This is a genomic window from Flavobacterium nitratireducens (assembly GCF_029625335.1).
Taxonomy (GTDB): Bacteria; Bacteroidota; Bacteroidia; order Flavobacteriales; family Flavobacteriaceae; genus Flavobacterium; species Flavobacterium nitratireducens.
In genome coordinates, this window is record NZ_CP121111.1 from 1,753,889 (window position 1) to 1,780,545 (window position 26,657).

Sequence of the window (26,657 nt, forward strand, 5' to 3'; positions counted from 1 at the left end):
TTTTTTATTTAAAAATCATTTTAAACCAAAAAAAGGCACAAAAGTGTAAAATATCCTTACTCTTTTGTGCCTTAGTAATTTGAATCTTCTGTTTAATCCAGCTTATCTAACAACTCCTGAACCTTATCGTAGTTTTCATAATCGGATGGAATAGTTACTAAGATTTCTTTGCATCCTTTATAGTCTTTCTGTTTTAATTTGGCTAAAGCTAAACCATAAATCGCTTTATTTTTGTAAATTGAATTTCCTGATTTCAACGCATTAAACTCCGCTTCGGCTTGCTTGATTTGGTTATTTTCTAACAAAGAAACGGCATAAAAATACTGTATTTCGGCCGTTTTATTTGTTTTTAAAATAGATTCAAAAAGGGGAATAGCCTTTTTATAATCTTTAGCATTAAATGCTGCTTCGGCTGGTTTCAAACTTTCGATTACCGCTCCTCTTTCGCTCAAATAAGCGGTTTCATATTGATTGTACTCTTCAAAACTGGGTTTCGAATCAGGATTAAACAAAAACAATCCGAACAACAATACCACAGAAGCCGCAACTAAATACGTCCAGGTTTGCATTGAAATCACCTTCGCTTTTTTAGGCTTAAAATGTTCCTCTGAAATCTTTTTCAAATTAGCTTCGAAAGTATCTCTATCTACAGCAAAATCAAATTTGGTTGCTAATTGCAATTGAACTTCTTTGAAAGTCTCAAATTCCGAGACTAGTTCTTTGTTTTCTGAAAGTTGTTGTTCAAAATTCAAGCGTGCTTCCCCAGATAATTCGCCTTGCAAATATTGGTCGAATAAGATGTATTTCTCGTCTTTCATGGCTCCTTACTATTTTAATGATTTAAAACTACTATGTTCTTGAATCCATTGTGTCAGCTGGCCTGTGCATAGCGATTTTTTCTTTCGAACATAAGCATAACTTACATTGAGTTTCTCGGCAACTTCTTCCATGGATTTTAAAGTAAAACTCAACCTTAAAACTTCCTGACATTTTTCGCCTAATCGCTGAAACATTGCATCAAACAGTTGTTGCTTTTCTTCAAAGACTTCTGTTTGCGCCACCATTTCTTCTGTGGGTTCATTAGTAGATGTAAAATCCTCGGAAATTGTTACCCCTTTATTAGAACTTTTTTTAAGCTCATTTAACCATCTTCTTTTACATAACAAAAAAAAGTAGGCATCAAAAGGACAAGTCAATTGCAATTGTTTGGCTTTAGCCTGATTGAATAACAAAATCATGATTTCCTGAATCACATCTTGTGCCTGATCTTCATCGCCAGAGTTGTTCCTGATATAAGAAACCACTTTTGGAACAAACTTCTTATAAATAGACCGAATAATTGCCGAATCATTATTCGCCAATCCTTCTATTAGATATTGATCAGGATGCAATACATTTTTTGACATAGTAAAAAATTTATATGCTAATGTAAAAAAGAATCCTGAAATAATTAGGAAGTACACAGGTAACATTTGCAGAACCAATTGGATATATAAAAAATCAAAATTTAGAATTCATGGAAATCAGTACTTATTCCTCTCAAAAATTTTCAAAGAAACTTTCAAAAAAAGTAAAAGCAGGCTTTATAATCACTGAATACAATAGCAAATTGCCGTATGTTGTATTAACAAAAGAACAAAAAAAGATTAATCACAATTTACACCTAAGTCTTTTTATTCTCACCATTGGTATTTGGTCAATCGTCTGGATCTACTGTACACTAACACATATCCCTAAAAAAGAAATCCTTATTGCAATTGATGAAGACGGAAATGTATTTGAAGAAAAATGTTTAGAAGTATAAAAAAATAAAAAAAAAGGGGTAACAATTCGAAACTCCTATTGATATAGCAATATAAACGCTCTTAAACATTGAAAAAAAATCCTTTTGAAAAAAAATTAAAATACTAGGGTAACAATTTTTAAACCTTGTTGATATACCAATAGAAAACAGAATTAAAAAAAGTTTTTTAAAAAGAATCTGAAATAAATTCAGATTAAAGGGTAACAAAAAATCAAAGTAATTGATATAACAACAGAAACAAAAAATTAAAAACAAAAAAATTAAAATACTGGGGTAACAATTTTAAAACCGAATTGATATAACAGTATAAAACAAGAAAATCATTTTTAACAATATTAAAACCAAGAAATCATGAAAAGAAATTTTAAAACAATCGGACTTTTATTTTTAGCAGCATTATCATTCGTAAGTTGTAACGACGAAGAAACAGTAGAAACTCCAGCAACTGCAGCCGAATTTGCAAATGTAAGACAAGTTGCTTTAGACAAAATCAAACAAGAATTTACAATCAATGCCGGAGATGGTGCTGTAACCTTGACTTCTAAAAAAGGAGTAAAATTAACCATCAACGGAAATTGCTTAACTAAAGACGGAAATCCAGTAACGGGTGAAGTAAAAATCGAATATGTAGAGTTATTTGACAAAGGAAACATGTTAGTTACTAACAAACCAACAATGGGAATTTTGCCTGATGGAAAAAGAAACTTATTAATTTCAGGAGGAGAATTCTTTGTCAAAGCAACTCAAAACGGAAAAGAATTAGCTACTACTTGTAATATGACTTTATTAGTACCTGCGAATTTAACTGGAGGTGTAGATCCAACGATGACATTGTGGAAAGGTATTATTGACGACGAAGGAAACTTAGCTTGGCAAGATGCTCGTAAAGCTGACGGAACTAATGGTGGAAAAGGTGGTGTACAGGGTGAAGGAAACAACTACTATGTAAGCTTTGGAAACTTTGGATGGACTAACGTAGATAAATTTTACAGTGACCCAAGACCTAAAACTACTATTCTTGCTGATGCTCCAGAAGGATACGACAACACAAACAGTGCTATCTACTTATCATACGATGGAGAAGGAACAAATGCTCTAGCCAAATTAGACACCTACACTGCTCAAGGATTATTTAGCGAACATTACGGTCAAATTCCAGTAGGTTTAGCTTGCCACGTAATCTTTGTAACGGAAGAAAATGGCAACTGGAGATATGCTATCAAAGGAGTAACTGTTCAAGCAAATGATGTATACACTTTCACAATGGCAGAAACTACTGTAGGTACCGAAGCCCAATTAATTGCCGCAATAAATGCGATCCAATAAAGATTCCCAAATTTAATTTCTGAAAAAAGTGATGATTTGCTCATCACTTTTTTCTATTTTTAAAAGATTTTTAAAAAACCAAACCAAAAAAATTAGTAGCTATTCCTGCTGTACGCTGACTCAAGCGAAGCGAACAGGCGAAGCAATCTTCTATGTATTAAAAAAAGCAATAAAAGGATGCCGCTTCCATCAGGGCTAAAACCAGATTTGATTATGAAATCGCCACAAACAACTAGTTTGCGAAAGCAAACACCGATAAATAAAAGGCGATAACATATATGACCACTAAAGAATAAATTTCACATATATGAAACCACTAGTATCTATTTTCTTTGTTCTGATTTCTATAGTCTCCTACTCCCAAAAAAAAATCAAGGACACCATCACCAGAAGAGCTACGATCAACTACAGTCAAAATGGAAACACTGTGCTTTTCAAACCCGAAACTCCTCCACTGATACCAATTGCAGGAGCACCCAAACCAAGTTTTTCTTATTTATGGGAATTTGGCGATGGCACCTATAGCAAAGCTGCCGAACCCAAGCATACGTATAAAAACAAAGGAACTTACAACACCCGATTAACGGTAACTAACAATTACGACAACGGAAAACCGCCGGCTACCCGACCTAAAAAAGTAGTCGTAAATGATTTACCAGATAAAAATTTTGACGAAATTGCATCCGTTGCTGATCAAAATGGCTTTGTACTACAAAAAAATTGCGATCCTATTCCTGATCAAGAAATGGAAGTAATTTTAAGTTATCAAAACCTAGAAAATTATGTGAGCAGCGGAAAAATTTATCTGTTTTACAACGAAAAACAATACAAAGACAACAATTTTGTACTCTCTGATTTTCGCACCTATGCCGGCGAAAGAGAAATTAAAGAAAATACTTTTGCTAGTATTACAGATACCGACCAATCCAACACTTTTGTGGCTTCTAACAGCAATTTGCCAATAAAAAAATACGAAAACACCACCACAGAAGAAGATTTAGAGGCCTCCCTTGCTGATGCACATATAACATTCAAAAACGTTTCCATACTTGAATTTGACGATGCGAATCCGCAGGAAACTCGTAATGTTTTTACACCTTTAAAACCACTCCAGAAATGCTTAAAGACACCAGCGCAACCATCACTATGCGTGGTATTTATGTTCCTAATCGTAGTTATAAAAATCATAAAGTAAAAAATCTGGAAATGGAAATCGTCACTTCGCACGACCCTAACAAAATGGGCTCTAACGGAAGTTTTATGAATTATCGTTTCGTCCGTTTTAAAAGAGTAAATTTCAAAACACGCTTTCAAAACAATGGTGAAGGCCCAGCTCGAATGATTCGTTTAGAAACCGATATTCCAGATATGTTTGACAAAAAAACTTTCAAAATAGAAGGCATGTATCCCGAATGCCCAATTTGTCCAAAAGACGAAGCCCCTACTACTAGCTGTTTAGATACTATAATCAAACAAAAACAAATCTTTTTTACCTTCAAAAACATTTATTTACCGGGAAGCGAACAAAAAAATGTAAGAGAAAAAGACAGTACTAAAGGTTTTGTAAAATACTCGATGAAATTCAACAAGGACTTCCACAAAGTAAACACCAAGAGTAGAACATCTATTTTCTTTGATAAGAACGAGCCTATTATTACCAATTACGCCACTACCCGATTCTTACCCGGAATTTCTATTGGTGCAAAGGCCGGTTACAACATCTATCCTAATTTAGATAAATCTAGCAGTTATTTTGTGGCTGCCACCATTTCTCCATACAAATCTTATCGTTTTTACTGGCAAGCCGAATTAATCAACAGCAAACACGAGTTTACCTCTGAAACCACCGTTACCAATGGTTTTAGCACCACTTCTAATGGAGTTCGTCAACCTACACGTACAACATCAACACTGGGTTATTCCAATTTCAACAACGAAATTCCACTATTAATTCGTTATAACATCAATAATTATATCGGTATAGGAACTGGTGTTCAAGCGAATATTAATGCCTCGCAAAAAGAAGAACGCTACACCAAAATTGAAACTTTTGAATCTGAAAAACCTGGTTCTCCTATTATAAATACTCAAGAAAACACCATAAGTAACAGCAAAACTTTCACTAATTTTAAATCGGGATTATTATTTGACTTAACTCTAGGTTTTGCACGCATCGGACCAAGTTTAGGCGCTCGTTATGTGATGAATTTCAAAGATAATTTTAATTATGTTCAGGTGTATGGAATATGGAAGTTTTAGTTTTTGGGACACAGATGACACAGATAAAACTGATTTACACAGATTTTAATTTTCATAAAATGAAAATAACTTACATGACCTATTCAACACTTAGTTAACTTTCAAAAACTTATATAACTCCTGCCTCGCCGGCAGGCGGGTATATGGTTAAATAAAACTTAGTGAATCTTCGTGCAATGCTTTGTGTATCTTTGTGAAACAACTATCTATGAAAAGACTTTTTTCTTTTTTCTACTCCTTTTTCACCTGATTATTTTTGGGCAAAACCAACTTAGCCCTGAAGACAAAATCTACAATGCCATTGACTCTTTTGTAGCCAATCCAACAGCAGAAAATTTAAACCAACTCTCTACTACTGAAGCAGCGTTTTGGAAAAATCCAAAACCGAAAACCAAAGACGAACTACTAGCAATTGTTATACTAAATTGCAACAAAGCCTATTACGAAAATCAATTTAACGAAGTTCAAAAAGCCGTTTCCAGTTACGAGAAAGCATGGAAAATCTATCAAAAATACCAGCTCCGCAATTATGATATTATCGAATATTGCCTAAAACCTTTAGGCAACTTGTACAGCATTCTGGGTGATTACGACAATGCCGAAAACACTATAAAACAATATTATTACATTGCTACTCAAGAAAAAAATCAAGCAAAAAAAATAGCGGCAATACTCAATTTATCGAATGTATATCAAAACTCTGGAAAGAATGATTTAGCGATAGATTTGCTAGAAAAAACCATTCGTACCGAAAAACTATCCAAAATTCAAAAAGGGATTTTATGGAATAATTTGGGAAATAGTTATGTTTTAAATTATAGAAACCCAGGGTTAACTGTAAAATTTGTTCCAAATAGCTTTGACAAATTAGAAAGTTCCTATCTAAAAGCTATCCAATTATTACAATCAGAAAAAATCCAAAGTGAAACACTAGCCAATTGTTACCGCAATTTAGCTTCTCTCAATGCACAATGGCTACGATTTGATGTAGCCAATTCCTATTTTGATAAAGCGAGAAAGTATTTCTACGCCACACCCAATCTTAGCTCACGCCAAATAGCCCAATTCAAGTATGAAGAAGCTTCGCTGTTTTTCAAACAACAAAAACTCAAAGAAGCAACAGCATCTATTGAAGCCATTTTTAAACTTTTAATCCCGAATTACAACCCTAAAAAAAGTGAACTTCCGGAACAAAATTCGCTTTATACCGAAAACAGTTTGCTCGATGCTTTAGACTTGAGAGCAGCAATTTATTCACTGCAAAACCATGAAAAAAAGGCATTAGAAGCTTATAATTTGGCTTTTCACATCGAAGAATTGTTTTCTAATATGATGATTTATGAAAACTCTAAAATCATCCATCAAAACCGCGTTCGGATGCGCACTGAAAAGTGTATCGCTGTCTACTACCATTTGTACCAAAAAGAACCTAAACAAAACTATATCGAAGCTGCATTTCAATTGGCTGAACAAAGTAAATCAGGTGTTTTAAAAAGTTTTTTATCCAAAAAAACAAGCCTTTCGAGAAAAGAAAAACTCCATTTAGAACAACTGCAAAACTGGAGTAATATCATTTTAAAAGAACAACAAAAAGGCGATTTAGCCAATATTGAAAAAATAAACGAAGCAATTGAAAAGCAAAATGGATTAATGCTTTCGCTCAAAAAATTCGTTCAGAAAATACCGTTTCGGAAAAAGAAACAATCGACATCAAATCCTTGTTTGCCCAACTGAAAAAAGACAAAGCCATGATGATTGAGTATTTTTCAGGTTTTGAAAAAATGTATTTTTTTATTCTGGATAACAATAGAATACGACTGGATTTTTATTGGGATAACCATACTGCCACCCCTAAAATAATTTCATTCTTAGATTTTTTTAGTGATGCCAATAAAATAATTGACAACATTTCAGGTTACAATCATTATGGACATTCTTTATATACAATGCTGAAATTACCTCAAAATTCTAGCTATAAAAACCTCATCATAGTTCCAGATGGTATATTGAATTTTCTTCCTTTTGAAGCCTTAATTACAAAAGAATCGAAAACAACCAACTTTGCTCAGATGCATTATATGCTGAATGATTTTAATATTGGATATGAAAACTCAGCGCAATTTTATTTGTCCTTCGACAAACTCAGAATGACAAATAAAGACAAAACGGTTTTAGGTGTTTTTCCCGTTTTTGAGAAAACCCCATTGGAATTATCCTATTCTAAAAACGAAATGAAGTCCATCCAACACAATTTTAAAGGAAAATATTTAACTAATAAAGCGGCTAATTTCAAAAATTTCAGTAATAGTGCAGCCAATTATTCCATTTTACACCTCTCCACTCATGCTGATGCTGGAGACATCCTAGCACCAGCAAGTATCAAATTTTACGATCAGGATATTCTATACTCGGAATTGTATCATTTAAAAATCCAACCTGATTTGGTGGTATTAAGTGCTTGTGAAACGGGAATTGGCAAACTCTATAAATCTGAAGGTGCCATGAGTATTGCTCGCGGATTTCAATGGGCCGGAGCGCAAAACTTGCTGTTTTCTTTATGGAAAGTGAATGATTACACCACTTCGGTTTTTATGGAATCGTTTTACCAAAATATCAAAAACGGTCAATCCTATCTGGAAGCCAACGCGAATGCCAAAAGAGATTTCTTAAACAATCCTGAGATTTCTAATGCCAAAAAATCACCTTATTACTGGAGTGCCTTTGTGTATTATGGCACTTTGGAAAACAATAAAACCCCAACAAATTATACGTACATTGTATTGGGAATTCTATTCGTAATTGCCTTAATTTGGCTTTTTATCCGATATAAAAATGAAAAAGCTGCAAGAAGTCCTAAAAAAGGAAAAATATAAAAAAGTAAAATTCAAGATTACTAAAACCCAACACCTGCTGATTAAAGCCAAAATCAACGGAGTGGAAGGTCGTTTTATTCTGGATACAGGAGCTTCCAATAGTTGTGTAGGTTTTGAACGTATTGAACTTTTTCAACTCCAAGCAGAAGATTCAAATACGAAAGCATCTGGGGCTGGGGCTACTGGAATGCACACACAAACTGCCAAAGAAAACAAATTACAATTAGGCACATGGAAAAACAACGACTTTGACTTGATCATCTTTGACATGTCACATGTCAATGAAGCCCTGACAGCCTATAAAGTAAAAACAGTAGATGGGATTATTGGTGCCGATATTTTATTGAAAGGTAAAGCTATTATAGACTATTATAATAATTGTGTATATTTACGCTAACCAACTCTAAACCAAAATAGTATGAAATCTGTTTTTTATAAAGTAGCTTGCTTAGCTCTTGGAATGCTTTTATTTTCCTGTTCTGATGAAGATAGCGTTGAAGGAACACAAATTGTAAACAAATCAATATCCAATTCTTTAGAAATGGCCAGATCCGGTAATTCGAAAACACCTACAAATACTTCAAAAAGATGGGATTTTAACGATTTAAACGAATGGGATGATGCTACTCAGGCAGGAAATCCAAATTACTGGATTGATAATGGCGTGCTTCATATATTTACCAATGCCAATACCTGGGACAGAACCAAAGTAAAATCGGTTTCCACTTATGCTGCCGGAACATATTCCTGGCGTGTTTATGTTCCTGAAATGGGTGTAGGTGATTGCGCAAGTATTGGAGCTTTTTTATACAGCGATGATACACATGAACTCGATTTTGAAATTGGTTACGGCAATACAGCTATACGCCAACAATTAAACGCTGTTGCAGATGATCTTATCGTTTATGCCACTTCTCAGGCTAATCCTTCCCATTCTTTTCAAACAAAAATCAAAAGAGGACAATGGTACACTTTCAGTATTCATTTAACTTTAAACAACAAGAAAAAATATGTTGTAAACTGGAAAATAGATGATACTGTTATAACTTCAACGACTCTTAACTACGGATCAAGTACTAAATTTAAAATTTTCTGTAGTGTTGAAAATCTTAATTTTATTGGTGACCATATCCCAACAATACAAAATTATGCTCTGTTTGACTGGGTAACATTTAATTAAAGAATTCTTTTTAATCAAAAAAATTACCAGCCAAGCCATATCATTCCAAAACCGCAAATTAATATAATCGAACCGCTGATTAACTCTATAAACTTTTCAAAACCTTTATAATTAATAAAATTAGTTCCAAAAAAACCAATCATAACCATGCTTAACATTGTTAACACGGTTACCAAAGTATAAATTACAATTAGAATCCCAACTTCAAATAGCGAATAATCTATTGCCGGATAAATTATTAATGGAATCATTGGTTCACTGGGTCCTGATGCAAAAATAAAAAGCATTACCCAGGGAGTTACTTTAAAACGCTGATTAGAAGCAATGGCTTGTCCGTGTTGGTGTTCGAAAACATAAATTTCACCCTCTTCTGAAGCGTCAAAATGCTTATGAATTTTGTTTTTATTAATATTATAAAGAGCGTATAAAACATACATCAATCCGAAAACAAACAACATCCAGGATGCAAATCCACCCCGAATTGTCTCAATATGAAAGGTTTTTTTTAAAGTCCAACCTAAAAAAATACCTGCTATTCCTAAAACAATAGAACTTAAAACATGAGCTAATCCGCATAAAGAAGTCCAGAAAAGTGTTTTTTTCAAACTCCATTTTTTAGAACGGGATAAAAATATAAAAGGCAAATAATGATCGGGACCACTAAAGGTATGTATTGCACTAATCATGATTACCGTAAAACAGATTATATTAAAGTCCATACTGTTTTATTATTTTAGTTATTTCCTTCATCCAGGACATTAATTTTTCGGCTTTGTTGTATAAAATTTTTATCACGAGACCATTTGCAGGTGCTTCAGAAATTCCAAACACGCAATTTTTATCTTTCAAAAATAAATCTAATTCACTTTTCATTTTTTTTACATCAATAGACTGATGCAGAAAAAACAAACTTAACTGATGAGTAAATCCTTCTAACTGCCCTAGATTAATCGGATTAAATTCGGAAGGATTCAGATATAAATTCTCAAAAAATACCAGTTTATCTTCCTGATATACTTTTGTCAAAGACTGCATCTTTGTAAATTCAAAAACCTCTCCTTTTAATTTCCTGCCGCAGGTAAAAATTTCACCCCAAAGAACAGATGCATTTTTTTCCAAATAAATCGTGTTATTACTTTTAAAATCAGAACCTTTATGAGGTACGCTTGGGTGCGGCAAATAGGATAAAAAAGCATTTTCTTTTATCAAAACTTTTGTTTCCTGAAAAGCACCTTTCTCCATTGTAAACAATCTTTGAAAAGATTGGGTCGTAATCTCTAATTGGCTATTTTCATTCAGAATATATTCAAAATACAATTCGTCGCCATCTAAAACACCCGGTGAAGAACTCATTAAGATTAGTTCTAATAACGGCTTTTTTTTATCTTCCCGAATATCTACAACTTTAAAAGGAGTATTAAAAAACACCGATTTTAATTGGGTGATACCATTCTTTACTTCAGATTCTACGATAACTTTTGAAATCATCTGACTAAATTAGGTTCATTTACCTCTTCTAAAAGAGCGTACTTTTGTATCCATCCAATTACGTCATTTAATCCTTCTTTTTTCATTAAGTTAGTAAATACGAATGGCTTTCCGTTTCTCATTTTACGCGCATCACGTTCCATTACACCTAAATCGGCATTAACATACGGAGCTAAATCAATTTTATTAATCATTAACAAATCACTTCTTGTAATTCCGGGTCCGCCTTTTCTTGGAATTTTATCTCCTTCGGCAACATCAATTACAAAAATGGTTAAATCTGCTAAGTCCGGACTAAAGGTAGCCGAAAGGTTATCGCCCCCACTTTCAATAAAAACCAGTTCAATTTCCGGGAATCGCTCTACCAATTCGTCTACTGCCTCTAAATTCATACTTGCATCTTCACGAATTGCTGTATGAGGACAACCTCCTGTTTCCACCCCTATGATTCGTTCCGCTGGCAACAAACTGTTTTTAGTCAAGAAATCAGCATCTTCCTGAGTATATATATCATTTGTTATAACTCCTAATGAATATTTAGCTGCTAATTCTCTTGTTAATCGTTCTATTAAAGCTGTTTTACCTGATCCTACAGGACCAGCCACTCCTATTTTTATATAACTTCTTTCCATCTTTTTATTTTAAGACATATATAATCGTGAATATAAGTTTTCATGTTCCATAGCCCTGATGTCAAAGCCTGTTGCACTAATTCCAATTAAATCCATATTAGGTTTTAAGGCCTTTTCAGCTAGGTTCTCTAAAAGGGTTAATAATTGAAACAGCAATACCTGACCTGAATCCTGACTCAGAGGAATTAATTTTACCGCATTAGTAATATAACCAATAGCCGTATTATAAAAAAACCTTCTAAGGTCTCTTTTTTTCCTATTTGTAATTCATAAGCATAAATCGCATATAAAATGCAATAATGCCCATAAATACTTTTGTTTTTTAGGGCTGATTCTAACCTGGCGGTTAAATCTGTTTGAATTAAAGGGCTGAAAATTTTCATCAGACGAACCCCTAATTTCTGACTGGCTGTTCTGATTTCCTTTGGTAGTTTAGAAGCATTACACAAACTGTCCAGCTCGATAATTTTATCCCAATTATTTTGCTCACAGGCATCAAATACAAGACTAATAAAAGCAGCCTCATTATGTAAAACACTATGGGATAAAATTTCTGTTAAAAATAAGTGCACACTTTCAACTGATTTTACTATTTCCTTTTGAGTGTAAGTCTCCAAACCATAAGAATGAGAAAAACCGCCAATGGGTAAAGTAGGATCAGACAAATGCAATAAATGTAGCAAAGAAGTTTTCATTATTTTTGAGTTAAATTCATTATTTTAGAAAACAAAGTTCCACTTTCTCCATGAGGCGCAACTGAGGTTCTTAAAGGTGTTAGCAAAATTCTTTTTTGCTCATGAACTTCAAAACCCATAGCTATAAGCTGACGAAAAAGAGGCTTTTCATACGGAACCAGTAAAGCTTGTTCCTCATAAAATAAAGGCAAATGTTTGTTTCCTATTTCATAACAAACTGAAGCTGTTTCGAAATTATTTTTAGGAATAATAACCAGACACTCACAAGGCAGAATATTAACCCGATAATTTTTGTCAGCTTCCTGATATAAAACCTCTCCCTGTTGTAAATTCGGATTTTCATTCAAAAATTTAAACCGGAAATTCTTTCCGTCCCTGGCAATCTTATGCTGGATACGTTTATTAACTTCAAACCATTCAAAATCTATTAAAACTTCTATTTTAGATTCAGGACTAAGGGCTTCCTGTTTTATTTTATTGGTTATAATCATTTAAAATAAAAAATATCGTTGTGCCATTGGTACTTCTTTCAAAGGTTCACAGGTTATGTGCTCTCCATCAACCCTTACCTGATAATTTTCAGGATTAACTTCAATATTTGGCGTTTTATCGTTATGAATCAAATCCTTTTTCCCTATGTTGCGACAATTTTCAACAGGCAGGATTATTTTATTTAATTGGTATTTCTCGATTGTTTTATTTTCGATAGCTATTTTAGAAACAAATGTTACACAGGTTTTATGCAAAGCTTTTCCGAAAGCCCCAAACATAGGACGATAAATAACCGGTTGTGGTGTAGGAATTGAGGCATTAGGATCTCCCATTCGTCCGGCTATAATCATTCCTCCTTTGATAATGATTTCCGGCTTAACTCCGAATAAAGCGGGTTTCCACAATACTAAATCGGCTAATTTACCAGATTCTATAGAACCTACATGCTTAGAAATCCCATGAGAGACTGCAGGATTTATGGTGTATTTTGCAACATATCTTTTAACTCTGAAATTGTCGTTATTATTAGCTTCATCTTCAGATAAAAACCCTCTTTGAACTTTCATTTTATGAGCTGTCTGCCAAGTTCTTATAACAACTTCACTTACTCTTCCCATTGCCTGAGAGTCACTACTCATCATACTAAAAATACCCAAATCATGCAATATATCTTCGGCAGCTATAGTTTCAGGACGAATTCTGGAATCAGCAAAAGAAACATCTTCAGGAACGGATTTATCTAAATGATGACAAACCATCAGCATATCTAAATGCTCATCAATTGTATTAATGGTAAATGGGCGCGTTGGATTGGTACTGGAAGGCAATACATTAGGATACATTGCTGCTTTAATAATATCTGGCGCATGTCCGCCACCAGCACCTTCAGTATGAAAAGTATGAATTACTCTTCCATCGATAGCCTTAACTGTATCTTCAAGAAACCCGCTTTCATTAAGTGTATCCGTATGAATTGCAACCTGAATATCATATTTGTCAGCTATTTTCAAAGATGCATCAATTGTTGCAGGAGTAGCTCCCCAATCTTCATGAATCTTTAAACCTAATGCTCCCGCTTCAATTTGTTCTTCCAAAGGAGCTAGTGTAGAGCAGTTTCCTTTTCCAAAAAAACCTAAATTCATTGGAAAAGCTTCGGCACTTTCCAGCATTTTTTGAATATTCCAGGCACCAGGAGTTACAGTAGTGGCATTTGTTCCATCGGCCGGTCCCGTTCCTCCCCCTATCATTGTGGTTACTCCGCTATATAAGGCATGTTCTATTTGTTGCGGACATATAAAATGAATATGGGTATCTATACCTCCGGCAGTAACTATTAAACCTGCTCCGGAATGCACTTCGGTTGAGGCTCCAATTATCATATTCTCAGTAATTCCGTCCATTGTATCCGGATTCCCTGCTTTTCCTACTCCTACAATCTTTCCATCCTTGATTCCAATATCGCCTTTTACAATTCCCCAATGATCAATAATCACAGCATTGGTAATTACAAAATCCAGAACTCCTTCGCTTCTTGTTGCTCTTGCAGATTGTGCCATTCCATCACGGATGGTCTTACCTCCCCCAAATTTAGCTTCTTCACCATAAACCGAAAAATCTTTTTCAATTTCAATGAATAATTCCGTATCAGCCAATCGGATTTTATCGCCAACAGTTGGACCAAACATGTTGGCATACTTTATTCTGTTTATCTCTACACTCATATTAAAATCTAAGGTTTTAGAAATTGGTTTAATTTCTCCTGAATTAATTCTTTATCTATTGAGTTTATATTGGAATCAATTAAATTATTAAATCCAAAAATAGTTTTGGTTCCGCTTATTTCAACTAATTCTACTTCTTTCTCTTCACCTGGTTCAAAACGTACTGCAGTTCCGGCAGCAATATTTAATCGCATTCCAAGGGCTTTCATCCTGTCAAAATCCATTTTTTTGTTGACTTCAAAAAAATGAAAATGAGAACCAATCTGAACTGGACGGTCGCCGGTATTAACTACTTCCAGACTTATAGTTCTTTTATTGCTGTTAATTTCAACAGCACCTTCTTTTAAAATATATTCTCCTGGTATCATTTAATTGGATTATGAACGGTTACTAATTTAGTTCCATCCGGAAAAGTAGCTTCAATTTGAATATCATGTATCATTTCCGGTACTCCTTCCATTACATCTTCACGACTAAGAATTGTAGTCCCATATTGCATAAGTTCGGCAACAGTTCTACCGTCTCTTACTGCCTCTAAAAGTTCTGAACTTATTAAAGCAATTGCTTCGGGATAATTTAATTTAAGTCCTCTCTTTTTTCTTTTATGAGCTAATTCTCCGGCCAGATGCAAGAGTAATTTTTCTGTTTCTTTTGGGCTTAAGTGCATGGTCTATATTTAATCTTTACATTACAAAAATATCATTATTTTTTATTGAAATCCGAATCTTTGGATTAACATTTTCAATTAAATACCCTTAAATATTATTTTCTCAAAAAAAATCATTTCAAAAATAAAATACAAAAAAATAGGGGTCTTTAAATAAAAATACCATAATTCTTACCGCCAACCCCCTATTTTTTTAGGGGTCTTATTAAAATAATTATAATTTTACCGCCTCAATAACCAAAAATAAATAAAAACTTATGAGAAAAATCATTTTGACATTTACGGCTTTAGCATTATTTGCTTCATGTAAAAAAAACGGTTCTTCTGAAAGCAACGAAGGCGGCGAAACAATAAAAGTAGGTATTCTACATTCTTTATCCGGAACAATGGCGATTTCCGAAACAGACTGTAAAAACGCTACCCTTTTAGCAATAGAAGAAATTAATGCCGCAGGAGGTGTTTTAGGAAAAAAAATTGAGCCAATCGTAGAAGATGGTGCTTCAGACTGGCCAACATTTACCGAAAAAGCTACAAAATTAATCGATCAGGACATAGTAAAAGCTGTTTTTGGATGCTGGACTTCATCTAGCAGAAAAGCTGTTTTGCCGGTTTTTGAAACTAAAAACAACCTTTTATTCTATCCTGTTCAGTACGAAGGAATGGAAGCTTCCAAAAATATAATATATACTGGAGCAGCTCCTAACCAACAAATCCTTCCTGCTGTGGATTATTTAATTAAAGAAGGAAAGAAAAAATTCTTCTTAGTAGGTTCAGATTATGTTTTCCCAAGAACAGCTAACAAAATTATCAAAGCCAAACTTAAAAAAGAAGGCTATGAAGTTGTAGGAGAAGAATATGCTCCACTGGGACATACTGATTTTTCCTCTATAGTTCAAAAAATCAAAAACTCAGGTGCCGATGCTGTATTGAATACTATTAATGGTGATAGTAACATTGGTTTCTTCAAACAAATGAAATCTAACGGATTAGTTGCTCCGGCTGTAACCTGCATGTCATTCTCAATTGCCGAGGTAGAATTAAAAGGAATTGGTGTAGATATTATGAAAGACCAATTAACTGCCTGGAACTATTTCATGAGTACGAAAGGAGAGGCAAACGAAAAATTCATTAAAGCTTATCAGGCTAAATATGGTGCCGACAAAGTTACCGATGACCCTATTGAGGCTGCTTACTTTGGAGTATATATCTGGGCTGAGGCAGTTAAAAAAGCAAAATCATTTGAACCTGCAGAGGTACAAAAAGCTATTGGAGGAGTTAGCTTTGACGCACCTGAAGGAAAAGTATCAATTGACCCTGTTACAAATCACACAATTAAAAACTTCATGATTGGTAAAGCAAACGACAAAGGTCAATTTGACATTATGTATCAATCACCTGAAATGATTAAAGCCGACCCTTTCCCTAGCATTGCAACAACTAAAAAAGTTATTGCTCCGGGAAACATTCAATAACTAAAAAAACACACTAAAAACACACCCATATACGACCATATATGAAAAAGATATTATTCACACTTGTTGCTTTATTAAGCACAACTCTGTTCTTCGCACAAGAAAAAGGAAAATTTGACTTCACCGCTTCCCTTCATAATCAATGGTACTGGAGAGGATATGCTGTTGGCCCAGACCCAATTATAGCTGCACAAGCCAGTTTTAAATACCGAGGACTGGAAGTAGGTACCTGGAATGGATATGGATTAGCCGGAATATGGAAAGATGTAGATACTTATATTTCTTATTCAAAATCAGGCTTTACAATTTCATTATGGGATATATTTAATTATAGTGATTATACCGCCTCTCCTGCATATGCCGGATACGGAAATCACACACAAGCCAATTATTTCCATTTAGGAAAAGGTACCAGACACTTCTTTGATTTATCAGTTGGCTATTCGGTACCTAAAACAGGCTTAAATTTATTTCTTGCAACAATTATTGGAGGTAGAGACAGAAATACTGATGGTTCTCAAACATACTCTTCATATTTTAAAGCATCTTATAACTTTAGTTTAGAGAATGACATTACTGTTACTCCTTATGTTTCTTATGGTTTTGCTTTAAACAGTGATAATGGTAATACTTTTTGGCAATGGACAGATAAAGCTGTAACAGATGCTAAAAGCTCAGGTTTTAACGAAATCGGAGTTAATATTAGTAAACCTATAAAAATTACTGATAATTATAGCATAAAAGCAAGCGCAGGAGCAGTTGCCAGCCCAATTAATCATACAATGACAGGATTACTGGGCGTTACTTTATTTTAAAAATTAATTCTAGCAAATAGATTACAGAAGTAATATTAAACCGATGTAATCAATTTGCCTTTTATACAAAAAGTTATGGGAGAATTTCTACCATTTTTATTTAATGGATTAAGTATCAGTTCAATTCTTTTACTTACAGCAATTGGATTGAGTATTGTTTTCGGGATGATGGGAGTCATCAATTTTGCTCATGGCGAATTTATAATGATTGGATGCTACAGCAGCTACATTGTGAGTTTAGTTTTTGGTAGTGAAGGTTCCTGGACTACATTAGCTATAGCCTTTTTACTCTCTTTTTTACTCTCTTTCGGGATAGGATTCCTAGTTGAAAAATTTATAATAAAAAGACTATATGCCAGACCTTTAGACAGCATTTTAGCTACCTGGGGAGTTAGTTTAATTCTGCAGCAAATAGCAAGAAACATCTTCGGGTCTAATAACGTAAATGCTCCGATGCCTAAAATACTAAACAACGGCTGGAAAATAACACAAAATATCACTCTGCCTTACAATAGGATTTTAATCATCTTTATATCTGTTATGGTATGTTTATTTGTATATTATTTTATATATAAAACCCCAAAAGGCAGAATTTTACAATCGGTAATGCAAAATCGTTCTATGGCCGCATGCATTGGTATCAATACAAAGAAAGCCGATTCCTTTACTTTTTCATTTGGTTGCGGTCTTGCCGGAATTGCCGGAATTTGTATTTCAATGCTTGGCTCCATCGGACCATCTACAGGTCAAAATTATATTATAGATACCTTCTTAGTAGTGATCCTGGGAGGAATAGGAGGCCTTAGAGGCTCTATTCTTGGAGCACTATTAATTGGAATCAGTAGCCCTTTTATAGAAAGCTTTACTACTTCGAGTATGGCCAAAGTGATTATTTTATGTTTAGTGCTTGTTACACTTCAATACAAACCTCAGGGACTATCTCCTATGAAAGACCGTACTATTGATTAATCTTTTGAATTATAAAAAATGAAACAAAAAACAATCTTTATTTTATCAATTGCTTTATTGGTAATTATCCCAATATTTGTCTTCTCTGATTTCCGTCTTTCATTACTAAGTAAATTTTTAGTCTTTTCCATAGTTGCGATATCTATCAATCTTTTATGGGGTTATACCGGTATTTTGAGTCTTGGACATGGTGTTTATTTTGCATTAGGCGGATATGCTATGGCAATGTATCTGAAACTACAATCCCAGCCACTGCCTGATTTTATGGAATGGTCCGGAATAGAAACGTTACCCTGGTTCTGGAAACCATTTCAATACCTCCCTTTTGCTTTGGCTATGGTAATTATTTTACCTGTAACATTATCTTTACTGGTAGGAATTCCTCTTTTTAAATCAGGAACTAAAGGAGTATATTTTACCATCATTAGTCAGGCGATAACTTTAATCATGTCTATCCTCTTTGTAGGACAGCAAGGCTTCACCGGAGGTTCTAATGGGATCACTGGTTTTAACGGATTATTTGGCCTTTCATTGAGCGACCCGATTTTAATTAAAATATTATATATTATTACGGTTCTCTTTTTAGTTGCCATCTACTTTATTGTAAAATTCATGCTAAAAACACATGGAGGAATCATTATCAAAGCCATCAGAGACCGTGAAACAAGACTTAGGTTCTTAGGATATCAGACTGATTCATTTAAAATCCTTACACTTGCCACTTCAGCTGCAATAGCGGGTGTAGCAGGAGCCTTATTTGTTCCAATTGTTGGAATCATTTCTCCGTCTATAATGAGTATTTTAATGTCTACCGAATTTGTAATATGGGTAGCTATTGGTGGAAGAGCCACTTTACTAGGACCTATTGTAGGAGCCATAATTATCAATTATGCAAAAACAAGTTTTTCTGAGTCTATGCCAGAGTACTGGTGGTATTTCTATGGATTTCTTTTCATAGCCGCAACCATAATTGTTCCTAAAGGAATTGTAGGTAGCTTAATTGAAAAAAATGGTTCCAAAAAATAATAAACAAAGCTCAAAATGAATAAGAAATTACACAGATTAGTAGACCCAATTATAGGTATGTATGATGTTGAAGTTAATTTTGATGGTTACAAAGCATTAAATAACATTAACATTGATTTCCCTGCTAAAGGTGTCCAATTTATTATTGGCCCTAATGGAGCTGGAAAAACTACCATTTTGGATGCCATTTGCGGAAGAGTAAAAACATCTAAAGGAAAAATTATTTATAAAGGTGATGCCCATATCCAAAACAATAAACCGGAAAACATTGTACATATGGGAATTAGCCGGAAATTTCAAAACCCAACTATTTTTAATACACAAACGGTTTATGAAAATATGAAACTCGCCCTGATTTCAGGAAAAAAGACAATTTGGTATCTCTTTAATTATAAAATATCTGGTGAGCAGGAAGCAATTATAGACGAAACACTTGAAAAGCTAAATTTATTAGAATATAAATATGTCATTAGTGGTTCATTGTCACACGGACAAAAACAATGGTTAGAAATTGCCATGTCTATTATTAATCAACCGGAATTACTGTTAGTAGACGAACCTATTGCCGGAATGTCTCCTAATGAACGCGATAAAACCGGCGAATTACTTACTCAAATTGCCGAAGAAAGAACCGTTTTTGTGGTAGAGCACGACATGAAATTTGTAAGCAATTTTTCGACATCCGTTCTTGTTATGCACGAAGGAATGATTATTGACCGGGGCACATTTGATCAAATTGTAAACAACCAACAAGTGATTGAAATTTATCTGGGAAGACAAAAATAAAACAACAAAAACCCATCCCTTTAATTCACACCATTATAATTCAATAAAAATGTTAGAAATAAAAAATTTGACCGCCGGATATTCAGATGAAACCGCAGCCATTCACGACATCAACATTAAGGTACCTAAAAATGAAATTTGTTCTATAATTGGTAGTAATGGAGCCGGAAAAACAACACTTCTTAAATCTATCATGGGATTACTGCCTTCATCTAATGGTGAGATCATTTTTGAGGGAAAAGAAATCTCTAAATTAGATTCAGAAACCATTTCTCAAATGGGAATTGGTTACGTACCCCAAGGAAGAATGATTTTCCCATATTTGACTGTAGAAGAAAACATGTTATTAGGCTGCGAAGTACGAAAAATGAATTTAAAAAAAGCTCTTGAAGTGGGCTATGATTATTTTCCTGACTTAAAAGGAATAAGTAAACGAAAAGGAGGAATGCTCAGTGGTGGACAACAACAACAACTTGCCATTGCTAGAATGCTCGTTATAGATCCAAAAATGATTATACTGGACGAACCTGCTGAAGGAATTCAGCCTAATGTTGTTCAGGAAATTGGCAGAATATTAAAAAAAATTACTTCAGAGCTTAGTGTATCTGTTCTTTTAGTTGAACAATTTGTTGGTTTTGCTCTTGAGTTATCAAACTCCTACTACTTTCTTCAAGGCGGGCAAATAACAAAAGAAGGCCTTATTACAAATGAAAACAGAGCATCGGTTATAGAGAGTATCAAACTATAACTCTTAATTACAACTATTATATAAGCCTTCGTTATAGTCAATAAATGAAGGCTTTTTATTATCCGGACTATCTTTTGGTCTCTCGCTTCTGAGAATTTCCATTTACTCCTAAAGCCCATAAAATACCACCTTTTAAATGCGCCAGATAAACCGGATTAGAATAATCCTTAGCATCGTGCCCTAAAGCCGTATAAAACACTCTGGCTCCTTCAAACTCGTGACACCAGGCTAATGGAAAATTATCCCCAAAAATACGTCCCGGATAAGTCGCTTTATTATCATCTTTTACAGTTCGTAAATCAGCAGCCAAAAGTATCTGAATACCCGGATTAAGTTCTTCCATATAATAACATTCGTCTTCTTTTGTCCAGATTTCCGGAAGCATAACTGTTGAAGGATGCTTTTTATTAATTACTTTAATATCAAAAGACTGAAAAGCGGGGTGTTTTTTAAACACTCCTCCTACCATAGCGGTAAACCAGGACCAGGCTCTCTCTGAACCTGAAGTACTGTGAATCCCTACAAAACTTCCTCCACGATGAATATAAGTTGCAAAAGCCTGTCGCTGTGTTTCGGTATCAAAAATTTCATTATTGGTATTCGAATACACAAGTCAACTGTATTTAGCCAAATTTTCGTTAGTCATTACCGAAGGATCATCGGAAACATCTACAATCAATTTATTAGCTTCGCCAATCTTTTTCAAAGCTTCAACGCTGGCAGCAATGTTTTTATGTACATAGCCTTTACCATTTTTAGTATAAACCAAAATTCGTTTTTTAGCCGGCGGATTGGCAAAAGCAGTGGTCAAACCAAACACAAGCGTAAGCAACAATAATTTTATTTTCATCTTCTTTTATTTATTTCGTTTTTATAATAATCAACCGAATTCCTGAATAATATAATTCTCTAATTCTTTCATCACATTATCTAAATCGTGTTTCACTCTAAAATCAGAAATCCTGTAAACATTCAATCCTAAATTAATAAAAAACTCCTCTCTCACAGCATCATATTCCTCTTTATCATTATGACTCGAACCATCAATTTCTATAATCAAACCGAGAGATTTTACATAAAAATCAACAATAAAACTACCTATAATTCTCTGCCTGTCAAAATCAACAGACCAAAAAGTATCATTCCGTACTTGTCTCCAAAAAATAACTTCTGACAAAACTCCTGCTTTTCGCAAAGCCCTGGCTCTGTCGGATAATACTTTATTGTACGGCAATAATCCGATACTTCTCCTGTAAATAGGTTTCTCATGAATATAAGTAAGAATTTCAGGTTTCATAATCTGACTTATTTATAGATAGTAGCCACCCCGCCCTAAGGGCACCCCTCCAAAGGAGGGGAAGAGACCCTCGTAAAATTTCACATTCGAATTACACACTACACTTCCTCTCTTTTTAAGAGGGGTGCCCGCAGGGCGGGGTGTTCTTTACGCATCATACCATACCCGAATATAAAAAGAAAATCCCAAACACCAACCCCGAAGCATCGGGAGGAATTTGGGATTTATATCTAGATTCTTCGCTTGCGCTCAGAATGACATTTTTGAATTACAATTCAAATGCTTTTTTAGGGTTTCCACCACAAAGCAATTCAACAGGGTTTTCTAAAGCTTCTTTAACAGCAACTAAGAAACCTACTGACTCACGACCGTCGATAATTCTGTGGTCATAAGATAAAGCGATGTACATCATTGGGTGGATTTCAACCTTACCGTTTACAGCGATAGGACGCTCGATAATGTTGTGCATTCCAAGAATTCCAGACTGTGGAGGATTGATGATTGGAGTAGACAACATAGAACCAAATACACCACCGTTAGTGATTGTAAAAGTACCACCAGTCATATCATCAACAGTAATTTGACCATCACGAGCTCTTAAAGCCAATCTTTTGATTTCAGCCTCAATTCCACGGAAAGTTAAATTCTCAGCGTTACGAACAACAGGAACCATTAATCCTTTTGGTCCAGACACTGCGATAGAGATATCACAGAAATCAAATCCAATTTTGTGATCACCGTCCATCATCGAGTTTACATCAGGGAACAATTCTAAAGCTCTTGTTACCGCTTTTGTAAAGAATGACATATATCCTAAACCTACACCACCATGTTTTGCTTTGAATGCATCTTTGTATTCATTACGCAATTGGTTGATAGGTGTCATGTTTACTTCATTGAAAGTAGTTAACATCGCAGTTTCGTTTTTAGCAGAAACCAAACGCTCCGCTACTTTACGACGTAACATAGACAATTTAGTACGCTCGATTCCACGGCTTCCTCCTGTAGGAGTTCCCATAGATGGAACAGCGTTTACTGCATCATCTTTAGTGATTCTTCCACCTTTTCCTGTTCCTGTTACAGTTGCAGGCGCGATGTTTTTCTCATCTAATATTTTTTTAGCTGCTGGAGATGGAGTTCCTGTAGCATAAGTAGCTGCTGGTGCTGCAGGAGCCGCTGGTACAGGAGCTGCTTTTGGTGCCTCAGCAACTGGTGCTGCTGCCGGAGCCGCTGCTGGAACTGAACCTGATGGTTTAGCTGCTGCAGTATCAATATGACAAACTACTGCTCCTACTGCTACTGCATCACCCTCTTCTGCTTTTAAAGTGATAATACCACTTGCCTCAGCAGGTAATTCTAAAGTAGCTTTGTCTGAATCTACCTCAGCAATAGCTTGATCTTTTTCAACATAATCTCCGTCTTTTACTAACCAAGTTGCAATCTCAACTTCTTTTATAGATTCCCCTGGTGATGGGACTTTCATTTCTAAAATCATCTTTCTTTTTGTTTAAGGTTTGGATCGTTTAACGTTCAAAGCACAATAGCGTAACTTTAAACCTTAAACTTTAAACTAATTTTTTATCTAAATAAATTTTTATCAAATACCATTCTGATGGCATCAGCATGACGGCGTTTAGCTCTTGTATAACTTCCCGCTGCTGGTGCTGAATACGCTTTTAATGAAGCTAATCTCCATTTAACCAGATCAAAGTTAGCCAACATATACGTGTAAGCTCCCATGTTTTTAGGTTCTTCCTGAGCCCAAACATAATCATCTGCATTTGGATATTGTGCAATAATCGCTTTTAATTGCTCAACAGGTAATGGGAATAATTGCTCGATACGAACAACTGCAACATCATTACGTCCGTTGTTTTCTCTTTCGGCAACGATATCATAGTAGAATTTACCTGTACAGAAAACCAAAGTTTTCACCTCTTTTTTGTTTACTGTTGTATCGTCTATAGTTTCTTGGAATTCTCCGTTTGTTAATTCTTCAACTGTAGATACACATCTTGGATCACGTAATAAACTTTTTGGAGAGAATACTACCAATGGTTTACGGTAATCTGTTTTCATTTGTCTTCTTAACAAGTGGAAGAAGTTAGCCGGAGTTGTACAGTCGGCAACATACATATTGTGACGTGCACATAATTGTAAGTAACGCTCCATACGTGCCGAAGAGTGCTCAGCACCTTGCCCTTCATATCCGTGAGGTAATAACATTACCAAACCGTTTTGATTGTTCCATTTATCTTCTCCACAAGAGATGTATTGGTCAATCATAATTTGGGCACCATTTGAGAAATCCCCAAATTGTGCTTCCCAGATTGTCAAAGAATTTGGATTAGCTAATGCATAACCATAATCAAATCCTAATACTCCATATTCCGATAAGAATGAGTTGAAAATACGGAAGTTCCCTTTTTTGTTTTCGATAGCATCTAACAATACTACTTCTTCTTCAGAATCTTCTACTTTTACTACCGCATGACGGTGAGAGAAAGTTCCACGCTCTACGTCTTGTCCTGAAATACGAATATCAAATCCTTCGGTTAATAAAGTACCATAAGCTAAGGCTTCGGCTGTACCCCAATCTAACGTATTGTTGTCATAACCTACTTTACGATCAGTAACAATTTTTCTAATCTTGTTAATGAATTTTTTATCTTCCGGTAAAGAAGAAATGGTATTAATAATAGAATCCAAAGTAGCTCTATCTACTTTTGTATCTACTTTTTGTAACATTACATCGTCAGAAACCTGCTTAAATCCTTTCCATTCATCCTGCATAAACGGAGTGATGATAGTCAAATCTTTTTTACGAGAAGCTTCTAAATTATGATCTAAGTCGTCTTTGTATTCCTTCTCTAAAGTTGACACTAAATTAGCATCAATGATTCCTTCCGATAATAATTTTTCAGCATAAATATCTCTTGGATTTCTGTGCTTAGCAATAATTTTATATAATACTGGTTGTGTAAAACGAGGTTCATCACCTTCGTTGTGACCGTATTTTCTATAACCTAATAAATCGATGAAAACGTCACGTCCAAATTGCATTCTGAAATCCAATGCAAATTGCATAGCGTGAACAACAGACTCAGCATCATCCGCATTTACGTGTAATACTGGCGACAAAGTTACTTTGGCAACGTCCGTACAATAAGTTGATGAACGAGCATCTAAATAGTTAGTTGTAAATCCAACTTGGTTATTAATAACAATGTGAATTGTTCCACCTGTTTTATAACCATCTAACTGAGCCATTTGAATGATTTCATAAAGAATCCCTTGTCCTGCAATTGCAGCATCACCGTGAACAGCGATAGGCAACACTTTAGAGAAATCATTTGGGAAATATTTATCTTGTTTTGCTCTGGTAATTCCTTCAATAACCGCACCTACAGTCTCAAGGTGAGAAGGGTTTGGTGCTAAGTTAATGTTGATTTTTTTACCTGACTTAGTGATTTTGTCAGCTGTAAGTCCTAAGTGGTATTTTACGTCGCCGTCAAAATACTCCTGATCGTAGTCTTTTCCGTCAAACTCGCTGAAGATATCTTGAGTCGATTTACCAAAGATATTCGCCAAAACGTTCAAACGACCACGGTGAGCCATTCCCATTACGAATTGTTCTACACCTTTTTCGGCAGCTCTTTCAATCAAAGCGTCCAAAGCTGGAATAATCGATTCTCCTCCTTCAAGAGAGAAACGTTTTTGACCTACGTATTTTGTATGCAAGAAGTTCTCGAAAGAAACCGCTTGGTTTAATTTATTTAAAATTCCCTTTTTCTCATCAGCAGTAAATGTTGGACGGTTTTCGTTGATATTTAAACGATCTTGAATCCAGTCTACAATTTCTGGTCTACGAATATACATATACTCGATACCAATATGCTGACAATAAACTGTTTTTAAATTACTAATAATTTGAGACAAAGTTGAAGGTGGTAAACCTAAAATTTTGGCTGCATCAAAAGTGGTATTCAAATCAGCTGAAGACAGTCCGAAATTTTCTATATCAAGTGTTGGAGAAAAAGTTCTACGTTCTCTAACGGGATTTGTTTTAGTAAACAAATGCCCTCTTGAACGGTATCCATCGATAAGTTTTACGACTTTAAATTCTTTTTGAAGGTGCTCTGAAATAGCGCTATTATCCACAGAACTTGAAGATACTGAAGCTGCTGGAGCTACTTCTCTGCTGTATTGAATTGGATTTTCGTCATTATACGTTTCCATTCCAAAATCGAAACCTTGAAAAAAACTTCTCCAGCTAGGCTCGATGCTATCTGGATTTTCTAAATATTGATCGTATAATTGAGCGAAAAATTCGGTATGCGCTGCATTTAAAAATGAAAACCTATCCATAATGTTAGTGAATATACTTTTGTTAAAATAGTTTGGCAA

Annotated in this window: 26 protein-coding genes and 2 pseudogenes; 14 read left to right on the top strand and 14 right to left on the bottom strand. The window is 34.7% G+C overall.

The genetic code is table 11. The features are described 5' to 3' along the window. Positions 1 to 92: 92 nt before the first annotated feature. Positions 93 to 818, bottom strand: coding sequence for a tetratricopeptide repeat protein (locus P5P90_RS08340; RefSeq protein WP_278034273.1), 726 nt, complete (start codon positions 816 to 818; stop codon positions 93 to 95). A gap of 9 nt (positions 819 to 827) precedes the next feature. After that, entirely contained in the window at positions 828 to 1,406 is a 579-nt protein-coding gene (locus P5P90_RS08345) for an RNA polymerase sigma factor (protein WP_278034274.1), read from the bottom strand. A gap of 110 nt (positions 1,407 to 1,516) precedes the next feature. On the opposite strand from P5P90_RS08345, the gene P5P90_RS08350 reads away from it, so the two are divergent. The 8 genes from P5P90_RS08350 to P5P90_RS08385 all read left to right on the top strand — a co-directional run bounded on the left by P5P90_RS08350 (position 1,517) and on the right by P5P90_RS08385 (position 9,442). Next, positions 1,517 to 1,804, top strand: coding sequence for a hypothetical protein (locus P5P90_RS08350; RefSeq protein WP_278034275.1), 288 nt, complete (start codon positions 1,517 to 1,519; stop codon positions 1,802 to 1,804). Positions 1,805 to 2,155: 351 nt separating this feature from the next. Next, the gene (locus P5P90_RS08355; protein WP_278034276.1) at positions 2,156 to 3,130 is read left to right on the top strand and encodes a hypothetical protein; all 975 of its coding nucleotides are present in this window, start codon (positions 2,156 to 2,158) and stop codon (positions 3,128 to 3,130) included. 307 nt (positions 3,131 to 3,437) lie between these two features. Further along, positions 3,438 to 4,325: a PKD domain-containing protein gene (locus tag P5P90_RS14370; protein WP_278034277.1), complete on the top strand. Its 888-nt coding sequence runs from the start codon at positions 3,438 to 3,440 to the stop codon at positions 4,323 to 4,325. Positions 4,326 to 4,390: 65 nt separating this feature from the next. Then, on the top strand, positions 4,391 to 5,389 hold the full coding sequence (locus tag P5P90_RS14375; RefSeq protein WP_479724210.1) for a DUF7849 domain-containing protein: 999 nt from the start codon (positions 4,391 to 4,393) through the stop codon (positions 5,387 to 5,389). A gap of 171 nt (positions 5,390 to 5,560) precedes the next feature. After that, a complete protein-coding gene (locus tag P5P90_RS08370; RefSeq protein WP_278034279.1) occupies positions 5,561 to 7,123 on the top strand; it encodes a tetratricopeptide repeat protein in 1,563 nt (520 codons plus the stop codon). Positions 7,124 to 7,137: 14 nt separating this feature from the next. Beyond that, a complete protein-coding gene (locus P5P90_RS08375) occupies positions 7,138 to 8,262 on the top strand; it encodes a CHAT domain-containing protein (protein WP_278034280.1) in 1,125 nt (374 codons plus the stop codon). Beyond that, positions 8,222 to 8,659, top strand: coding sequence for a retropepsin-like aspartic protease (locus P5P90_RS08380; RefSeq protein WP_278034281.1), 438 nt, complete (start codon positions 8,222 to 8,224; stop codon positions 8,657 to 8,659). The genes P5P90_RS08375 and P5P90_RS08380 overlap by 41 nt, the downstream gene beginning before the upstream one ends. 21 nt (positions 8,660 to 8,680) lie before the next feature. Beyond that, positions 8,681 to 9,442 carry a hypothetical protein gene (locus P5P90_RS08385; protein WP_278034282.1) on the top strand — a complete coding sequence of 254 codons (762 nt, stop codon included), beginning with the start codon at positions 8,681 to 8,683 and terminating at the stop codon, positions 9,440 to 9,442. Between the two features lie 23 nt (positions 9,443 to 9,465). Here P5P90_RS08385 and P5P90_RS08390 read toward each other — a convergent pair whose 3' ends face one another. The 8 genes and pseudogenes from P5P90_RS08390 to ureA form a co-directional block, all read right to left on the bottom strand. After that, positions 9,466 to 10,161, bottom strand: coding sequence for a hypothetical protein (locus tag P5P90_RS08390; RefSeq protein WP_278034283.1), 696 nt, complete (start codon positions 10,159 to 10,161; stop codon positions 9,466 to 9,468). Further along, entirely contained in the window at positions 10,151 to 10,930 is a 780-nt protein-coding gene (locus P5P90_RS08395; protein WP_278034284.1) for an urease accessory protein UreD, read from the bottom strand. Before P5P90_RS08395 ends, P5P90_RS08390 begins: the two co-directional genes overlap by 11 nt. Beyond that, positions 10,927 to 11,562: an urease accessory protein UreG gene (gene ureG, locus P5P90_RS08400; protein ID WP_278034285.1), complete on the bottom strand. Its 636-nt coding sequence runs from the start codon at positions 11,560 to 11,562 to the stop codon at positions 10,927 to 10,929. The genes P5P90_RS08395 and ureG overlap by 4 nt, the downstream gene beginning before the upstream one ends. Before the next feature lie 9 nt (positions 11,563 to 11,571). After that, positions 11,572 to 12,257 (bottom strand): annotated as a pseudogene (locus P5P90_RS08405) (urease accessory protein UreF). After that, positions 12,257 to 12,748 (bottom strand): urease accessory protein UreE, encoded by a 492-nt coding sequence (locus P5P90_RS08410; protein ID WP_278034287.1) that lies wholly within the window; start codon positions 12,746 to 12,748, stop codon positions 12,257 to 12,259. Before P5P90_RS08410 ends, P5P90_RS08405 begins: the two are co-directional and overlap by 1 nt. After that, positions 12,749 to 14,470 carry an urease subunit alpha gene (ureC, locus tag P5P90_RS08415; RefSeq protein WP_278034288.1) on the bottom strand — a complete coding sequence of 574 codons (1,722 nt, stop codon included), beginning with the start codon at positions 14,468 to 14,470 and terminating at the stop codon, positions 12,749 to 12,751. It lies immediately after the preceding gene. An 8-nt stretch (positions 14,471 to 14,478) separates the two neighbouring features. Further along, complete coding sequence (gene ureB, locus P5P90_RS08420; protein WP_278034289.1) at positions 14,479 to 14,838, bottom strand: urease subunit beta; 360 nt, start codon at positions 14,836 to 14,838, stop codon at positions 14,479 to 14,481. Next, entirely contained in the window at positions 14,835 to 15,137 is a 303-nt protein-coding gene (gene ureA, locus P5P90_RS08425; RefSeq protein ID WP_278034290.1) for an urease subunit gamma, read from the bottom strand. The genes ureB and ureA overlap by 4 nt, the downstream gene beginning before the upstream one ends. 257 nt (positions 15,138 to 15,394) lie before the next feature. Between ureA and urtA the strand changes: the two genes are divergently transcribed. The 6 genes from urtA (at position 15,395) to P5P90_RS08455 (ending at position 20,953) form a co-directional block, all read left to right on the top strand. Then, on the top strand, positions 15,395 to 16,609 hold the full coding sequence (urtA, locus tag P5P90_RS08430; RefSeq protein WP_278034291.1) for an urea ABC transporter substrate-binding protein: 1,215 nt from the start codon (positions 15,395 to 15,397) through the stop codon (positions 16,607 to 16,609). Positions 16,610 to 16,650: 41 nt separating this feature from the next. Then, on the top strand, positions 16,651 to 17,424 hold the full coding sequence (locus P5P90_RS08435) for a hypothetical protein (RefSeq protein WP_278034292.1): 774 nt from the start codon (positions 16,651 to 16,653) through the stop codon (positions 17,422 to 17,424). 75 nt (positions 17,425 to 17,499) lie between these two features. Continuing rightward, on the top strand, positions 17,500 to 18,393 hold the full coding sequence (gene urtB / locus P5P90_RS08440) for an urea ABC transporter permease subunit UrtB (RefSeq protein WP_278034293.1): 894 nt from the start codon (positions 17,500 to 17,502) through the stop codon (positions 18,391 to 18,393). 18 nt (positions 18,394 to 18,411) lie between these two features. Further along, a complete protein-coding gene (urtC, locus tag P5P90_RS08445; RefSeq protein ID WP_278034294.1) occupies positions 18,412 to 19,419 on the top strand; it encodes an urea ABC transporter permease subunit UrtC in 1,008 nt (335 codons plus the stop codon). Positions 19,420 to 19,434: 15 nt separating this feature from the next. Next, complete coding sequence (locus P5P90_RS08450; RefSeq protein WP_278034295.1) at positions 19,435 to 20,205, top strand: ATP-binding cassette domain-containing protein; 771 nt, start codon at positions 19,435 to 19,437, stop codon at positions 20,203 to 20,205. A gap of 49 nt (positions 20,206 to 20,254) precedes the next feature. Then, positions 20,255 to 20,953 (top strand): ATP-binding cassette domain-containing protein, encoded by a 699-nt coding sequence (locus tag P5P90_RS08455; RefSeq protein ID WP_278034296.1) that lies wholly within the window; start codon positions 20,255 to 20,257, stop codon positions 20,951 to 20,953. Positions 20,954 to 21,020: 67 nt separating this feature from the next. Here P5P90_RS08455 and P5P90_RS08460 read toward each other — a convergent pair. The 4 genes and pseudogenes from P5P90_RS08460 to P5P90_RS08475 form a co-directional block, all read right to left on the bottom strand. Then, positions 21,021 to 21,803: pseudogene (locus P5P90_RS08460) on the bottom strand (ThuA domain-containing protein). Between the two features lie 30 nt (positions 21,804 to 21,833). Continuing rightward, positions 21,834 to 22,250, bottom strand: a complete 417-nt coding sequence (locus P5P90_RS08465) for an endonuclease domain-containing protein (RefSeq protein ID WP_278034297.1) — start codon at positions 22,248 to 22,250, stop codon at positions 21,834 to 21,836. 268 nt (positions 22,251 to 22,518) lie between these two features. Next, complete coding sequence (odhB, locus tag P5P90_RS08470; RefSeq protein ID WP_278034298.1) at positions 22,519 to 23,745, bottom strand: 2-oxoglutarate dehydrogenase complex dihydrolipoyllysine-residue succinyltransferase; 1,227 nt, start codon at positions 23,743 to 23,745, stop codon at positions 22,519 to 22,521. Positions 23,746 to 23,828: 83 nt separating this feature from the next. After that, entirely contained in the window at positions 23,829 to 26,618 is a 2,790-nt protein-coding gene (locus tag P5P90_RS08475; RefSeq protein ID WP_278034299.1) for a 2-oxoglutarate dehydrogenase E1 component, read from the bottom strand. Positions 26,619 to 26,657 lie beyond the last annotated feature (39 nt).

Excerpts from the sequence above, each read along its gene's own strand:
- P5P90_RS08350 (WP_278034275.1), top strand. The coding sequence starts at position 1,517 with ATGGAAATCAGTACTTATTCCTCTCAAAAATTTTCAAAGAAACTTTCA.
- P5P90_RS08435 (WP_278034292.1), top strand. The coding sequence starts at position 16,651 with ATGAAAAAGATATTATTCACACTTGTTGCTTTATTAAGCACAACTCTG.
- P5P90_RS08450 (WP_278034295.1), top strand. The coding sequence starts at position 19,435 with ATGAATAAGAAATTACACAGATTAGTAGACCCAATTATAGGTATGTAT.
- P5P90_RS08410 (WP_278034287.1), bottom strand. The coding sequence starts at position 12,748 with ATGATTATAACCAATAAAATAAAACAGGAAGCCCTTAGTCCTGAATCT.
- ureB (WP_278034289.1), bottom strand. The coding sequence starts at position 14,838 with ATGATACCAGGAGAATATATTTTAAAAGAAGGTGCTGTTGAAATTAAC.
- P5P90_RS08385 (WP_278034282.1), top strand. The coding sequence starts at position 8,681 with ATGAAATCTGTTTTTTATAAAGTAGCTTGCTTAGCTCTTGGAATGCTT.
- P5P90_RS08380 (WP_278034281.1), top strand. The coding sequence starts at position 8,222 with ATGAAAAAGCTGCAAGAAGTCCTAAAAAAGGAAAAATATAAAAAAGTA.
- P5P90_RS14375 (WP_479724210.1), top strand. The coding sequence starts at position 4,391 with ATGAATTATCGTTTCGTCCGTTTTAAAAGAGTAAATTTCAAAACACGC.
- P5P90_RS14370 (WP_278034277.1), top strand. The coding sequence starts at position 3,438 with ATGAAACCACTAGTATCTATTTTCTTTGTTCTGATTTCTATAGTCTCC.
- P5P90_RS08345 (WP_278034274.1), bottom strand. The coding sequence starts at position 1,406 with ATGTCAAAAAATGTATTGCATCCTGATCAATATCTAATAGAAGGATTG.
- P5P90_RS08355 (WP_278034276.1), top strand. The coding sequence starts at position 2,156 with ATGAAAAGAAATTTTAAAACAATCGGACTTTTATTTTTAGCAGCATTA.
- urtA (WP_278034291.1), top strand. The coding sequence starts at position 15,395 with ATGAGAAAAATCATTTTGACATTTACGGCTTTAGCATTATTTGCTTCA.
- urtC (WP_278034294.1), top strand. The coding sequence starts at position 18,412 with ATGAAACAAAAAACAATCTTTATTTTATCAATTGCTTTATTGGTAATT.
- odhB (WP_278034298.1), bottom strand. The coding sequence starts at position 23,745 with ATGATTTTAGAAATGAAAGTCCCATCACCAGGGGAATCTATAAAAGAA.
- ureC (WP_278034288.1), bottom strand. The coding sequence starts at position 14,470 with ATGAGTGTAGAGATAAACAGAATAAAGTATGCCAACATGTTTGGTCCA.
- ureG (WP_278034285.1), bottom strand. The coding sequence starts at position 11,562 with ATGGAAAGAAGTTATATAAAAATAGGAGTGGCTGGTCCTGTAGGATCA.
- P5P90_RS08465 (WP_278034297.1), bottom strand. The coding sequence starts at position 22,250 with ATGAAACCTGAAATTCTTACTTATATTCATGAGAAACCTATTTACAGG.
- P5P90_RS08395 (WP_278034284.1), bottom strand. The coding sequence starts at position 10,930 with ATGATTTCAAAAGTTATCGTAGAATCTGAAGTAAAGAATGGTATCACC.
- P5P90_RS08375 (WP_278034280.1), top strand. The coding sequence starts at position 7,138 with ATGATGATTGAGTATTTTTCAGGTTTTGAAAAAATGTATTTTTTTATT.
- P5P90_RS08390 (WP_278034283.1), bottom strand. The coding sequence starts at position 10,161 with ATGGACTTTAATATAATCTGTTTTACGGTAATCATGATTAGTGCAATA.
- P5P90_RS08340 (WP_278034273.1), bottom strand. The coding sequence starts at position 818 with ATGAAAGACGAGAAATACATCTTATTCGACCAATATTTGCAAGGCGAA.
- P5P90_RS08475 (WP_278034299.1), bottom strand. The coding sequence starts at position 26,618 with ATGGATAGGTTTTCATTTTTAAATGCAGCGCATACCGAATTTTTCGCT.
- urtB (WP_278034293.1), top strand. The coding sequence starts at position 17,500 with ATGGGAGAATTTCTACCATTTTTATTTAATGGATTAAGTATCAGTTCA.
- ureA (WP_278034290.1), bottom strand. The coding sequence starts at position 15,137 with ATGCACTTAAGCCCAAAAGAAACAGAAAAATTACTCTTGCATCTGGCC.
- P5P90_RS08455 (WP_278034296.1), top strand. The coding sequence starts at position 20,255 with ATGTTAGAAATAAAAAATTTGACCGCCGGATATTCAGATGAAACCGCA.